We start from the raw sequence: 13,667 nt of genomic DNA on the forward strand, positions 1-13,667 counted from the left end.
GTGAATTAAGATTCATTCTTTAACTATTTCAAAAACACCAACACCTAAAAAGAATCACTGCTTTTCTTCAATTTCTTTTTTAAATAATTTTGAAACTCTAATCATTAAAAACCCTACTTTTTCTTACTTTAATTGTTTCTAAAATATAGAAAAGAACCCTAAACCAAATATCTTTTCAGCATTAGAAATATTATTACCTAATTTAATAATAGGTACATTTAATCCGAATCTTTCGCTCCATTCCAAAGGCATATATCCTCTTTTACAGTTTATTAATATCCGGTTATCCATTGTACGAAAAGAAGTTTCGAAAAAATCAAATTCAACTTCTACTTCAGAAAGTCTTATCTCTTTTTCATTCATTAAAGAACCACGTACCATTCCAAATCCTTGTATCATATTTTCTTTAAACATACCTACACAATTATAATTTGAGTCATAAATAGCCCAATCATAGTTTTCAACTTCACTATGAAAATATGCAAGAGTTTCCCCATCCTTTGCTTCCAATCCAATAACTTGCTTGTTTTTTAAAAAAGGTAATTTTGAAGAAATTATATCAGTTGAAACCATAGTTGTTCCTACTATATAGGCCCCATCGGGAGTATATAAACCGTAATGTTTATTATTTTGAGGTAATTCTAGTAAAACATAAGTATCAATATCCCAAAACTTCAAATCATTTTTAGCTATATTCTCTTCTAATAAGTTCCCTTTTCTTAATTGCCAAAATCCAATCCCCCCAAAAACAAACGAAGCTATAACCATAAATATTATTTCTCCCCAATTAACATCACCCCAACTATTATACAAACAATATAATCCAAAGAGAAAAATCCCTGTCCCAATTAAACACTTAAACCGCCCCCTTTTTTTATAATACTCAAATAATTCCACACAAACACCTCTATCAATTCATCTTAATACCCCAAATTACCTTTTAAGTATACCAAGGACAAAATATATAACCTAATATTTTTTATATAATTAAAAACAAACATAGTTACAGAAAGAAAATGCTTGTATGCTGATCTGTACTACATTCCCTTATTCCTTGTATGCTATATTTCTATGCTTCTCTTTACTTAAACAAACTGCTCAATATTATTTGTTGCAACTTCTTATGAATGTGTAACTACAATTTTGCACTTCTCTTCTTTATATGCTAGGAACACCACCAAAGGATTTCCCGGTCCTCTGTAAAAAAACCTTACTTTTAAAAAGTAAGGTTTTTTGTATTTATTCATTAGCAATATAAGCATTCTTATAAGTATAAATACCACCAAATTGATGCTTTTCAATTCCTTTTACATAATCCTTTTGTACATATGCTGAGCCAATATGATAAAGCGGCGCCACCGCAGCATCTTCTAATAATACCTGCTCGGCTTCTCGCAACGCTTTCCATCGATTTTCCGTATCTAGTACAAAATCCGTTTTCGCTTTCTTTATTAATTCATCGTAACGAACATTAGAATAATTCATTTTATTATTCGGATTCCCTGTCGTAAATAACTCTAAATAACTAATTGGGTCTTTATAGTCAGGTCCCCAATTTGCCATAGTTATATCGTAATCACCTATTTGTTCTAACTGTAATTTTTGCTTAAATGGCTGTTGTTTAATTTGTATCGTTAACCCTTGCAAATTCTTCTCTAAATCACCTTTTATATATTCTGCCATACGTATTGCGTTATCTTGTTCGAACGTTAAGAACTCTAGGTTTACTTGTTCTACCCCAAGCTCTTTTTTCGCTTCTTCCCAAAGTTTTTTCGCATTTTGCAAATCATATGAGGAAATATCTCCATTTTCTTTTCTAAAATCTTTACCAGTCACTTCATTTACATGACCAACTGGTACAAGTCCACTTGCAGGTTTTGCTCCGTTATTAATAAAGTGAGCAACGAAATCATCTTTATTTAACGCTAATGAAATAGATTGACGCACCTTTTTATTTGCTAACGCGTTATTTTTTTCATTAAAACGAAGCATAGCAATTCCAGGATCACTCGACATATGTAATTCCTTATTCCCTTTATACTTGTCTACAACTTGCGAATTAATAGGTACTCGATCTAAATCTCCGGCTTCATATAAATTTACAGCTGTCATTGTATCCTTTACGATATGAAAGTTTATTTCGTCTAATTTCACTTTCTTTCGATCCCAATATGTAGCATTCTTCTTTAATTGAAACTCTTGTTCATGCTTCCATTTTTCTAATACAAATGGACCGTTATATATGAGATTACTAGGTTCCAATGCATAATTGTTTCCTTGTTCGTTCAAAAATGATTCATGCTGTGGTAAGTATATAGGTAGTGCTAACAACTGTAAAAAATACGGAACTGGCTGTTCGAGTTCAACTTCTAACGTATAATTATTTATTGCTTTAACCCCAAGTGCATCAAGAGGCATTGTTCCCTTATTAATCTCTTTCGCATTTTTCACATAAAAGAGCATGTATGCATATTGAGATGCCGTTTCAGGATTAATTGCACGTTTCCATGCAAATATAAAATCATTTGCTGTCACACTGTCTCCATTTGACCATTTTGCATCTTTACGCAAATCAAATGTATATTTCTTACCATCTTCACTTCTTTTAAACGATCTTGCTACTGCTGGAATAGGCTGATCTTGATCATTTAATACATATAACCCCTCAAATATATTCTGCATAACGTGGGCTGATGTACCATCCATTGTTTTCGCAGTGTCCAGAGAAGGAATTTCTTCTGATACTGTTACATTTAACACTTGTTTTTTAACCTCTGTATCACTTTTATTCGCTTTATTATTACAAGCTGTTAATAATAAAGATGTAACAAGTGCCATTACCATTAAATGGCTCTTTTTTCGCTTCATGAGTTGTTCTCCTTAAATATAAAATATTATAAAGCGTAATATATTATAGCAGAAATACTAACAGAAAGATGCGACATTCTTTTGAATATTTATTCGTTCAAGAAAAAAGCTATCCTTTTAAAAGGATAGCTTTTTCAACTGCCACATAATTATCTATCTTTGCAGACCTCGTTTATAACGACGTGCTTCAAATATAATACGCTCTTCATCTAACGTTTTACATTCGCCATTCCAAACGACACGTTTTCCGTTAATAATTACATCGCTTATATCTTTACCACTCGCAGCATATACAAGGTGTGATAACACTTCATCTGCTGGTTGTAGATGCGGCTTGTTAGACGGGTCAATCGTAATAAAATCAGCACACTTACCAGCTTCTAGTGACCCTGTTTGTTTCATCCCGATTACTTCCGCAGCTCCTTTTGTCGCAAGAGAAAGAGCTGTTTCAACTGGTAATGCTGTTGCATCTTGGTGAATACCTTTTTGTAATAAAGTCGCTATGCGCATTTCTTCAAACATGTCTAAATTATTGTTAGACGCAACACTATCTGTTGCAATTCCTACTTTTATTCCTGCTTCTAGCATCGCTTTTACATTCGCTATACCAGAACCTAGTTTTAAATTACTATTTGGGTTATGTGCTACTCGAACATCATGTTCTGCTAAAAATGCACGCTCATCGTCATTTAATACTACACCGTGTGCAATAACTGTTGGGCGTTTAAACAATCCGCAGCTCGCTGCATATTCTACTGGACGTTTTCCATATTGTGCTTCAATATCACGTACTTCACGCTCTGTTTCCGAAAGATGAATATGGACCATCGTTTGATTTTCTACTGCAATACGTGCGCATTCTTCTAACAGTTCTGTAGAACATGTATATGGACTATGCGGTGCAACCATCGTAGTTAACATGCCATTTTCTTTATAGTAACGCTTCACATATTTCTCAGCTTCTTCAATTGCTTTCTTTTCATCCTCTTTCGTTCCGAAGCTAAATAAAGTTCTTGAAACAGCAGCTCGCATTCCACTCCTTGATACCGTTTCCATAATTGCATCTTGATCTACTCCAATTGGATTAAACATGTCAGAAAATGATGTTGTACCACTTTTCACCATTTCAAGTAATCCTAATTCCGTACTAGCAACCGCAAGCTCTGGAGTAAACTGACTTTCAAGTGGCCAAATTCTCGTCTCCAGCCATGGTTGTAATAACATATCATCGCCAATACCTCTTAAGAGACTCATTACAACGTGTGTATGTGTGTTTATAAGCCCTGGTAAAACCCACTTTCCTTTCATGTCAATTACTTCATCTACTTCAAAATCATTAGCGAATTCTCCGCTCTTTACATCTATAATTTGATCATTTTCTACAATGATATATCCATTTTCTATCACTTCGTTTTGTTCATTCATCGTTACAATTGTAGCGTTTACATAAGTTGTTTTCAAAAGTATTTCCCCTTTCAACTCTATGAAGTTCCCTTTAATAAGTTACCACCATTATAGTAACTTATTAAAGATTAAGAGTCAAAAGATAATTTTAATTCTTTCGTTATTTTTCCCTTCAAAATGTTATATTGCTTTTCATTTGTATCTGCAAATGCTTCTTCCCGATTTGACTTTTCATCCATATAATTCAATTTCCCATTGAATTGAGTCTCTGTAAAATCAAATCTCTGCCCATCTATAAAGTTATAAAAGTGCCATACCTCTCTTACTTTTGTCTTTTTAATTTCTCCTCCGTATATGTCTTGAACGACAAGAGCTGTAACACCACATTGTCCCTTTGCTGGGTTTTCAATTGTCCACTTTGAACTCGTTTCAATCGACCACGATTTTATTAGTGCTTCATATATTCTTTTTTCCTTTACATCATCCATTCTAATCTTCCCCTACTATTAATAGTTTTACACATCATATTTCAAAAGAGGCAGTACACGACCCTTAAAGACAGTTGATGGTGTCTCTCCTATTAACTGTGCTCCCATTTTCAAGTAATATCCTTTTGCATTCGGATCACTATCAATTGTAAAACTTTTTAATCCTAGTTCATTGGCTTTTTCTATTACATACTCCCAAAGTATTTTCCCGTAACCTTTTCCTTTGTAATGAGGATGAATGTACAAGAAATCGAGAGCTTTATCATTACGTAAAAATGAGAAAAAACCAATCTTCGCATTATCGTTTACTAAAACATATACAAAATTATTTTTTATGTACTCTTCCGTAATTGTTAAATCTTCCTTACAAGCAAGTATGAATTCTTCACTATAATTCCACGTTGCTTTTGAATGCAGTGCGAGTTCACTTAATTCATTTGCTTCACTTAATAATGCTTCTCTTATCTTCATGATTCTTTTTCCTCACTTTCAATATGTACACTACTAAATTGATTCGGGAAGCACTTCAAAAAAACCTTTAATTTCCATAAAATAGAAATTGATTTTATAAATCTTTATTATAATCAGTACGATTTTCAACAATTTTTTTAAAGAAAAAGAACGCCATTTGAAGTGACCCCTAAAAGTTAGACACGGTTATTTCATTAGGCAGCTTGATAAAAGTGAGTCCGGTATTGTACCGGGCTCATTTTTAATTTTGCCTTAATCCGTTTCGTATTATAATAATCTATATATTTTTTTAATTCTATTTTAAAGTGCTCTACATTTTCAAATTCTTTTATGTATAGGAACTCTGACTTCATAATCCCAAAGAAATTTTCTATTACTGCGTTGTCGTAACAGTTGCCTTTTCGAGACATACTCTGGACGATAGCTCTTGATTCAAGTGTCCGGACGTACTGTCTCATTTGATAATGCCATCCTTGATCCGAATGCATTAGTAGCTGGTGATTTTCAGGTAAGCGTTCTAATGCTTTCTCTAACATCTCTGAAACAAGTGAATACGTCGGTCTAGAACCAATTGTATAGGTAATAATTTCACCATTATACAAGTCTAATACAGGTGATACATACAGTTTCTCTCCAAACAATTTAAACTCTGTGATGTCCGTTACCCATTTTTGATTCGGGCATCTGTATAAAAATTACGCTCTAAAATATTAGGTGCAATTTTACCGACTTTCCCTTTATAGGATTTATATTTCCTCATACGCACAACACACTTTAATCCAAGCTCTTTCATAATGCGCTGAACCTTCTTGTGATTCACTTTCTGATCACGATTCGTTAACTCATCACGAATGCGACGGTAGCCATAACGACCTTCATTTTCCTCATAAATTGCTTTAATTTCAGCTTTCAAATCGGCATCTTGATCCGGACGATTCATTTTCTTTACTAAATCATAATACGTACTCCGTGGAATACCAGCTAGCTCCACGAGTGCCTTCACTGAATATTTATGCCTTAATTCATAGACTACTTGTGCCTTGTCTTGTTTCGTGATTTTTCCTTGTTTTGAACTAAGGCATTCAACTTTTTTAAGTACTCATTTTCCATTTCAAGCTGTTGAATACGTGCTTCAAGTGCTTCGACTGACCCTTCAGCTAAAGCTTGTTTTACTTGTTTATTTGAATCTTTTTTCATGGATGGACGCCCCTTTTTCTTAGATTGAAGGGCATCAATTCCTTGTGTTTCGAGCTGTTTTTTCCAAACAGAAATCGTTGAAGGGGCAGGAATGTTAAAGATAGCTGCCGTCTCAAATAAGGACATACCGTTTTCAATCATAAAGTTTAGTACGTCTAGTTTAAATTGTTGTGTGTAATTTGTACATCGTTTTAGAAAAGCTTCCATACCATTCTGTTTATATTGGTTTACCCAATTCAAAATAATTGTGTCACTTATACCAATCGATTTACCCATTTCTCGATAACTTTCATTTCCATTCAAATAACGTAGAACGATTTGTACTTTTTCATCAGCTGTAAATTTAGCCATAGAAAAACTGCACCTCCAATTGTTAGACTGTGTCTAACAATTGGGGTGCAGTTCATCCCTAAAAGTTGGCGTTCTCTTTTTCTAAAATTTAATCTTCAAGCTCACTCATTCGTTTTACTATTTCGTACGATACAAACCTATACAGTTTCTACTACCGCTTCAAGCATTGTTCCATTTTTAGCATAGTTCGTATGCCAAGAAAAAGCTTTTTCTAAAATATGAGGAGTTTGTCCACCTCTTATTTTTGCTTCTTCGTAATAAGCTCGTAGCTGTTCACGATACATTGGATGTGCGCAATTCTCAATAATAAGTTCCACTCTTTCTCTTGGCGCAAGTCCCCTTAAGTCGGCATATCCCTGTTCAGTGACGATAACATCTACATCATGTTCAGTATGGTCTACATGAGAAACGAAAGGAACGATACTTGAAATGTTACCACCTTTCGCAATCGATTTAGTAACAAAGATAGCTAGGCGAGCATTTCTTGCAAAATCACCAGACCCACCAATACCATTCATCATTTTTGTACCTAAAACGTGAGTAGAGTTAACATTTCCGTATATATCTAATTCTAATGCAGTATTAATTGAGATTAATCCAAGGCGACGAATAATTTCAGGATGATTGGAAATCTCTTGTGGACGCATCATTAATTTGTCACGATATTTTTCAAAGTTAGAAAATACTTGTTGCATTTTCTCTTCAGAAAGCGTGATAGAACAACAAGAAGCAAAATTGACTTTTCCAGCATCCATAAGATCAAAAACTGCATCTTGTAAAACCTCGGAATATACTTCTAAATCTTCAAATTCTGAATCTAACATTCCATGCAATACGGCGTTAGCCACTGAACCAATTCCTGATTGTAACGGCGCTAAACGATTTGTTAATCGGCCTACTTTGACTTCTTCTCGAAGGAATTCTATTAAATGCTGTGCCATAATAACAGTTTCTTCATCCGGAGGAACAATTGTCGATGGCGAATCCAATTGATTCGTAAACACAATTCCCTTTACTTTTTCAGGATCAATTGGAATACCGATTGTTCCAATTCGGTCATCTGTTTTCACAAGCGGAATTGGAAGCCTCTCCCCTTGTTTACCTGGTTCATATAGATCATGTAGCCCCTCTAATTGCGCGGATTGAGCCATATTCATTTCAATAATAATAGACTTAGCATTTAAGGAAAACGCTAAGGAATTTCCAATTGAAGTGGTTGGAATAATCATTCCGTCCTCTGTAATCGCAACCGCTTCCAAAATAGCGAAATCTATATCCAGAACGTCAGCACGGAGTAACTCTGCTGTATGAGACAAGTGTTGATCCACAAATAAAAAGTCTCCGTTATTAATTCCTTTTCGCATAGTAGCGTCAGCTTGGAAAGGTAATCTTTTCCCTAAAATTCCTGCCTCAGCAAATAATTTGTCTACATCCGATCCTAAAGAAGCCCCAGTATAAACATTTACTTTAAAAGATTCATCATTCTTAACTCGGTTTACAAGCGCAAATGGGACTGCTTTTACATCACCTGCACGTGTAAACCCACTTAAGCCTAAAGTCATTCCACTTTGAATCCAGGAAGCTGCTTCTTCAGGTGTAACTACCCGATCTTTTAGACGTTGATCTCTGATTCTATCTAAATTGTTCTCCATATGTAATCCCTCTCTCATTGAATATTCATAATTATTTTACACATTAACACTATCAAAATAGGGATTTTAGTATACAATGCCGAAAATTCAGACAGAACAGCAAATCTAGGTTCTAAAGCAGAAAAATTTAGAATCCTAGAAGTTTACGGAAATAACTAGCGTATGATTGACTAACTGGTACTCTCTCACCATTATCCATCGAAAGTACAAAAGTAGAATGGGTATCAGGATAAATCGCTTTAATATGATTAACATTTACAATAAACGAACGGTGACATCTAATAAATGAATCTTTCGGAAGCAAGTATTCGAATTCTTGCAGAGAGTATTTATGTGTTCCTGATAACTCTTCTGAATTCACATACGTCTTTTTATCTTTAGCCTCTAAATACATAACCTTTGAAAAAGGAACCGGAATCCAGCCGTCTGTTGTTTTTAAAGTAACAACTGACTTTCCATCCGTTAAAGCTGGATAAATTGCCGTCACGCACCCTTCAAGCTTTCCATTGTTTGAAAATGGTACAGCCATTCCATGATAAGGAATACCAAAAACATCCCGATTCATAAACTCAGATGTTTTTTGATTCATCACCATCGCTTTATGAGCAATCGTTCCTTCCTTTATAGGATCCCCGACACTAATCTTTAAATCAATTCGTTTACTTGGCCGATAGTAAATATATTCTTTCGTATTCGAAACAGCAATTGAAATTTCATCTGAAAATAGTTCCCCAACAACATCTAGTAATAAACCTAACGTTCTATCTTCCATTCTATTAACACCTCATTCACTATTATACTACTATTATGAACGAGCATCTGTTGCTTTATAAAAAGTTTAATTTTAAATTACTTTTAAAATTAGTTTTATTCACTATTACTTGTTACTACAAAAACCTCACTTCAGAAAAGTGAGGTTTCCTCTCATACAATATTTTTATTTTTATTAAGTAAAGTGAATTTAAGAATTTATTGCCCCTATTTCTGTATAATAAATAATCCCAAACTACAAACAGTTTGGGATTATCTTTCTCATTTATTATGCGCATCTAACCACGAAATTAAATCTTTAAATACTTCATCCTTATTTACTTCATGAAACATTTCATGTCTACCATTTTCATATAAACGTAGTGTCACGTCTTTCACACCACATTTTTTATAGTTTTCATATACTTCTTTTACACCTTTCCCCATATCGCCAACAGGATCACGATCACCAGAGAATATATGTATTGGAAGATTCTTTGGCGTCTTCTTGTATTCTTCTAGTTTATTTACTTCTAATACACCAGAAAATAATTCTCGGTAAAAACTCGTCGTACAAATGAAACCACATAACGGATCCGCAATATATTTATCAACTTGATTATTATCTGAAGATAACCAATCAAATTTTGTACGATTTGGCTTAAAGTTCGAATTGAAGTTTCCGAAAGATAAAAAGTTTAACATTGGACTTTTCGTTTTTGCCCCACGCAATTTCATTTCGATTGTTGCTACTTTATGACCAATAGCTCCTAAAAGCCCTGGATTTCCACCTGTTCCTGAAATCAGAAATCCATCATATAATTCGCCTCTAAGTTGTACAGCACGTCTTGATAAAAAAGAACCCATACTATGTCCAAGTAAAAACAAAGGACTTGACTGCTCTTCTTTTATCTTTTCTGAAACAAAGATAACATCCGATACAACTTGATTCCAGCCTATATTTGGTTCAAAATGACCATAATCTTCTTCTTTTTTTACTGTTTTCCCATGTCCTTTATGATCATGCGCATAAACACCATACCCTGCTTCCAATAAAGCATCTACAAATTCTGTATACACCCCTGCATGCTCTGTCATGCCATGTGCAATTTGAATAATTCCTCTCGGATCTCCTTCTGGTAACCACTTACGCAAATAAATTTCCGATCCATCCAATGCCGTAACGAAACTTTCCTGTACATTCATTTCGTCAGCCCCCAACTCTATTATGTATAGCTTTAAGAAAATGAATATCCATTCACTTTTCTTATTTTATATTATATGTAATTGCTTTCATTATGACAAATGATGTATTTTTCAGACTTGCTTTTAAACTAATTTCTTGACGAATTCAAAATAAAATTATATAGTTACTTACATAAAGTAACTATATAATTTTTAGGAGGTTCCTACTATTATGATGCCATCATTATTTTTAGCACATGGTTCGCCTATGCTCGCTATTCAAGATACAGACTATACACGATTTTTAAAAACACTTGGAGAAACATATAAACCGAAAGCAATTGTTATTTTCACTGCTCATTGGGAAAGTGAAGTATTAACGATTTCCTCATCAGATAACGAGTATGAAACAATTTATGATTTTGGAGGTTTTCCCCCTGAGTTATACGAAATCAAATATCGTGCGAAAGGCTCTTCTCATATTGCATCTATTTTAGAAACAAAATTTAAGAACAAAGGTATTTCAGTCCATCATAATATGACGAGAGGTTTAGATCATGGTTCATGGACACTCCTGCACCGCATGTATCCAGAAGCAAATATTCCTGTCGTGCAAATATCAGTCAATCCATTCCTTTCTGCAAAAGAACAATTTGAAATTGGAGAAGCACTTAAAGGACTCGGACAAGAAGATATTTTAGTAATCGGGAGTGGCGTTACCGTTCATAATTTACGAGCACTGAAATGGAATCAAACTACACCTGAAAAATGGGCAATTGAATTTGATGATTGGATTATTAAACATATGCAGAATAACGATAAAGATGCATTGTTTAATTGGGAGAAAAATGCTCCTCATGCACAATTAGCAGTACCAAGAGCAGAACATTTTGTTCCTTTATTTATCGCTATGGGAAGTGGTGAAAATAGCGGTGAAGTCATTCACCGTAGTTACGAGCTTGGTACATTAAGTTATCTTTGTGTTCGATTTTAAAGAAAAGGATGAAGCACATGCTGCTTCATCCTTTTTCTTTTTCATTCACTTAGTTAACTAACTTCCAAATGTCGGTTCTCTGATACCTCTTCGTTCTTATTATGAAAATAAACCCAAATACACGCAATAAATAATAGTGAAGATGTAGAGAGGAAAACATATTGGAAACCTGCATGCGCTGCAATTTGTCCCCCGAGCACTGGACCAATCATATTTCCTAAAAACTGAAATGATTGATTATATCCAAATATTCGTCCCGTAACATGGGTTGGTGTATGTTGTTTTAGTAGAGTTTGTACGGAAGGTAATAATCCTGCTTGTGCGATACCTAATAAAAATCGAAGAATTAATAGTTGCCAAGCTGACGTTACAAATGCTTGCGGGATAAAAATAATTCCTGCAGCAAATAACGCTACAACTAACGTTTTTTGAGGACCGATATGATCTGATAATCTTCCTAGTCTTGGTGCTGCCAAAATAACTGCTAATCCTGTCGCTGACATAACTGCACCCGCAATTGTTTCAATATGTGCAGTATGAGGACCTACTAAATTTTTCACGTACAATGTAACAATTGGTTGAACTGACATATTAGCAAGTTGAATAATAAATGTTGTTACAAATAAACTAATAATTAAATGCTTCGCTGGGACCATCGTCCATACTTTTTTCGGCTGTGTTTTTTTTGCTTGAGCAGAGTGATTTTCTTCATGCAGGAAGAAAAAAACGATGAGAAAGGAAAGGAATAAAAAAGCTCCCGTAACAAGAAAGACATGACGCATTCCAATTAACTCAGACAAATAACCGCCAAGTAACGGGCCAAGTAACGAACCGCTCACACCACCAGTTGAAATTGTGGAAATCGCCCAACCTGAATGTTCTTTCGGAGTTTCTGCTGCAATAAATGTCATCGCTGTTGAAAGGAAACCAGATACTGCTCCCATTAAAAATCTTAGTGCGACTAGTTGATACACATCCGTTACAAACCCCATAAGCGTCATAATAATCGCCATACCGAGGCTAGCACGAATAAGCATCAATTTCCGTCCATGTATATCACCAAGCTTTCCCCATATTGGCGATACGATCGCACCCATTAAAAATGTTACACCAAATGCAAGTCCCGACCACTGTGCAATGCTTGAAGTGCCAGTTACTCCTAATTCCTCAATATAAAAAGATAAGAAAGGAATTACTAAACTCATACCGGCTGCAGTGGTAAAACAACCTAGCCAACAAATCATTAAATTCCGTTTCCAGCTGGCCATTTTCACACCTTCTTTCTTTAGATACCCATTCTACACCCTTTCTTGTAAAAAGTTTAGTAATTTGCTTTATATGCAAGATTTACTACAAAACCCGCTATTTTCTAGTAAAAAACACTACATCTCTACATCATTTTCATAATAAAACCAACTCCTCTATATGAAGTTGGTTACTTATTATCTATCGGTATTAAACGAGCATTACAATTTCTCTCGTAAAACTCAATGGGACCTGCTTGTCCAATAATCGCATATTCATATCCATCTTGCTTCATATTATATAAACAATGATGCAATAATTCTTTTCCTACACCGTTCACACGATTTTGTTTCGCTATGCCCATTGGACCAAACAAGCCTTTCTTTCCTCTCACTACATCGTAACAGGCGAAACCAACTATTACTTCCTCCTGCTGTGCAATATAGATAGGTAACTTTTCGTTATATGTCCGAAATCCATAATCAACCGACTGTAACCACCGTTCACCAAATTCATCCACTACAAATCGTGATAACTTATCAAAATCAGAAGGACTAACTCTTCTTACATGACAAAATAATGTATTATAAATAGATTTAAAACTATTTAAATCAACCGCTAAGTCTCTCGGTGCAGCTGTAATACGTAATATATCTTCTTGCATTTGTGTATGTATAAATCCACCAATATTTGTATCTACATGAAATAATGCATACATAACATGTCCTTCATTTACTACTACTTGCTGAAAGCGTTCCATACGTTTCTTCGCTATTTGTAAAATTTCTATCGCCTTATAAGATAGTTTATATTGCCCTATTTTTTTATACTCTTGATTATGTAAATCGAATTGTTTTCGTAACGAAAGTTTTTCTAAAAAATCTGGACCGACTTTGTGAAACAAATACATAAATAACTCAGCGCAAACTCCTGTACCTTCTTTACACATACCTATAAACAGATGGACTGGGTGAATTATGTTATACTCACTCTCTTTTGCTGCAATCTCCAATATTTTATGCACACGTTTTGTAAATTGAAATTCCTCCATATGTGTTTCCA

At 34.4% G+C, this 13,667-nt stretch carries 10 protein-coding genes and 2 pseudogenes; 1 reads left to right on the forward strand and 11 read right to left on the reverse strand.

The genetic code is table 11. The features are described from left to right. Positions 1 to 97: 97 nt before the first annotated feature. The 9 genes and pseudogenes from IQ781_RS06455 to IQ781_RS06495 all read right to left on the reverse strand — a co-directional run bounded on the left by IQ781_RS06455 (position 98) and on the right by IQ781_RS06495 (position 10,387). Positions 98 to 897: pseudogene (locus IQ781_RS06455) on the reverse strand (ABC transporter ATP-binding protein). Between the two features lie 342 nt (positions 898 to 1,239). Further along, the gene (locus tag IQ781_RS06460) at positions 1,240 to 2,868 is read right to left on the reverse strand and encodes a peptide ABC transporter substrate-binding protein (protein ID WP_000823515.1); all 1,629 of its coding nucleotides are present in this window, start codon (positions 2,866 to 2,868) and stop codon (positions 1,240 to 1,242) included. 153 nt (positions 2,869 to 3,021) lie between these two features. After that, positions 3,022 to 4,347 carry a bifunctional S-methyl-5'-thioadenosine deaminase/S-adenosylhomocysteine deaminase gene (locus tag IQ781_RS06465; RefSeq protein ID WP_139846990.1) on the reverse strand — a complete coding sequence of 442 codons (1,326 nt, stop codon included), beginning with the start codon at positions 4,345 to 4,347 and terminating at the stop codon, positions 3,022 to 3,024. A 53-nt stretch (positions 4,348 to 4,400) separates the two neighbouring features. Continuing rightward, entirely contained in the window at positions 4,401 to 4,760 is a 360-nt protein-coding gene (locus tag IQ781_RS06470) for a YunG family protein (protein WP_000342907.1), read from the reverse strand. Positions 4,761 to 4,787: 27 nt separating this feature from the next. After that, a complete protein-coding gene (locus IQ781_RS06475) occupies positions 4,788 to 5,231 on the reverse strand; it encodes a GNAT family N-acetyltransferase (RefSeq protein ID WP_000701899.1) in 444 nt (147 codons plus the stop codon). A 194-nt stretch (positions 5,232 to 5,425) separates the two neighbouring features. After that, a pseudogene (locus IQ781_RS06480) lies at positions 5,426 to 6,779 on the reverse strand (IS3-like element ISBce19 family transposase). 137 nt (positions 6,780 to 6,916) lie between these two features. Then, positions 6,917 to 8,431, reverse strand: a complete 1,515-nt coding sequence (locus tag IQ781_RS06485; protein WP_000429812.1) for a succinyl-CoA:acetate CoA-transferase ScpC — start codon at positions 8,429 to 8,431, stop codon at positions 6,917 to 6,919. A 127-nt stretch (positions 8,432 to 8,558) separates the two neighbouring features. Continuing rightward, positions 8,559 to 9,203 (reverse strand): LytTR family DNA-binding domain-containing protein, encoded by a 645-nt coding sequence (locus IQ781_RS06490; protein ID WP_000390211.1) that lies wholly within the window; start codon positions 9,201 to 9,203, stop codon positions 8,559 to 8,561. 260 nt (positions 9,204 to 9,463) lie between these two features. Beyond that, on the reverse strand, positions 9,464 to 10,387 hold the full coding sequence (locus IQ781_RS06495; protein WP_001102581.1) for an alpha/beta hydrolase: 924 nt from the start codon (positions 10,385 to 10,387) through the stop codon (positions 9,464 to 9,466). Between the two features lie 211 nt (positions 10,388 to 10,598). Between IQ781_RS06495 and IQ781_RS06500 the strand changes: the two genes are divergently transcribed. Further along, on the forward strand, positions 10,599 to 11,360 hold the full coding sequence (locus IQ781_RS06500; RefSeq protein WP_000982900.1) for a DODA-type extradiol aromatic ring-opening family dioxygenase: 762 nt from the start codon (positions 10,599 to 10,601) through the stop codon (positions 11,358 to 11,360). Between the two features lie 53 nt (positions 11,361 to 11,413). On the opposite strand, the gene IQ781_RS06505 is transcribed toward IQ781_RS06500, so the two are convergent. Next, the gene (locus tag IQ781_RS06505; protein ID WP_000179304.1) at positions 11,414 to 12,628 is read right to left on the reverse strand and encodes a multidrug efflux MFS transporter; all 1,215 of its coding nucleotides are present in this window, start codon (positions 12,626 to 12,628) and stop codon (positions 11,414 to 11,416) included. A 167-nt stretch (positions 12,629 to 12,795) separates the two neighbouring features. Next, positions 12,796 to 13,656 (reverse strand): GNAT family N-acetyltransferase, encoded by an 861-nt coding sequence (locus IQ781_RS06510; protein ID WP_139846991.1) that lies wholly within the window; start codon positions 13,654 to 13,656, stop codon positions 12,796 to 12,798. Between the last annotated feature and the right edge of the window lie 11 nt (positions 13,657 to 13,667).

This window comes from Bacillus sp. N447-1 (genome assembly GCF_022701035.1).
In the GTDB taxonomy this organism is placed as follows: Bacteria; Bacillota; Bacilli; order Bacillales; family Bacillaceae_G; genus Bacillus_A; species Bacillus_A cereus.

What these genes read in the sequence shown, in the direction of transcription:
- IQ781_RS06490 (WP_000390211.1), bottom strand. Translation starts at nt 9,203, where the DNA reads ATGGAAGATAGAACGTTAGGTTTATTACTAGATGTTGTTGGGGAACTA.
- IQ781_RS06470 (WP_000342907.1), bottom strand. Translation starts at nt 4,760, where the DNA reads ATGGATGATGTAAAGGAAAAAAGAATATATGAAGCACTAATAAAATCG.
- IQ781_RS06510 (WP_139846991.1), bottom strand. Translation starts at nt 13,656, where the DNA reads ATGGAGGAATTTCAATTTACAAAACGTGTGCATAAAATATTGGAGATT.
- IQ781_RS06460 (WP_000823515.1), bottom strand. Translation starts at nt 2,868, where the DNA reads ATGAAGCGAAAAAAGAGCCATTTAATGGTAATGGCACTTGTTACATCT.
- IQ781_RS06500 (WP_000982900.1), top strand. Translation starts at nt 10,599, where the DNA reads ATGATGCCATCATTATTTTTAGCACATGGTTCGCCTATGCTCGCTATT.
- IQ781_RS06475 (WP_000701899.1), bottom strand. Translation starts at nt 5,231, where the DNA reads ATGAAGATAAGAGAAGCATTATTAAGTGAAGCAAATGAATTAAGTGAA.
- IQ781_RS06495 (WP_001102581.1), bottom strand. Translation starts at nt 10,387, where the DNA reads ATGAATGTACAGGAAAGTTTCGTTACGGCATTGGATGGATCGGAAATT.
- IQ781_RS06485 (WP_000429812.1), bottom strand. Translation starts at nt 8,431, where the DNA reads ATGGAGAACAATTTAGATAGAATCAGAGATCAACGTCTAAAAGATCGG.
- IQ781_RS06505 (WP_000179304.1), bottom strand. Translation starts at nt 12,628, where the DNA reads ATGGCCAGCTGGAAACGGAATTTAATGATTTGTTGGCTAGGTTGTTTT.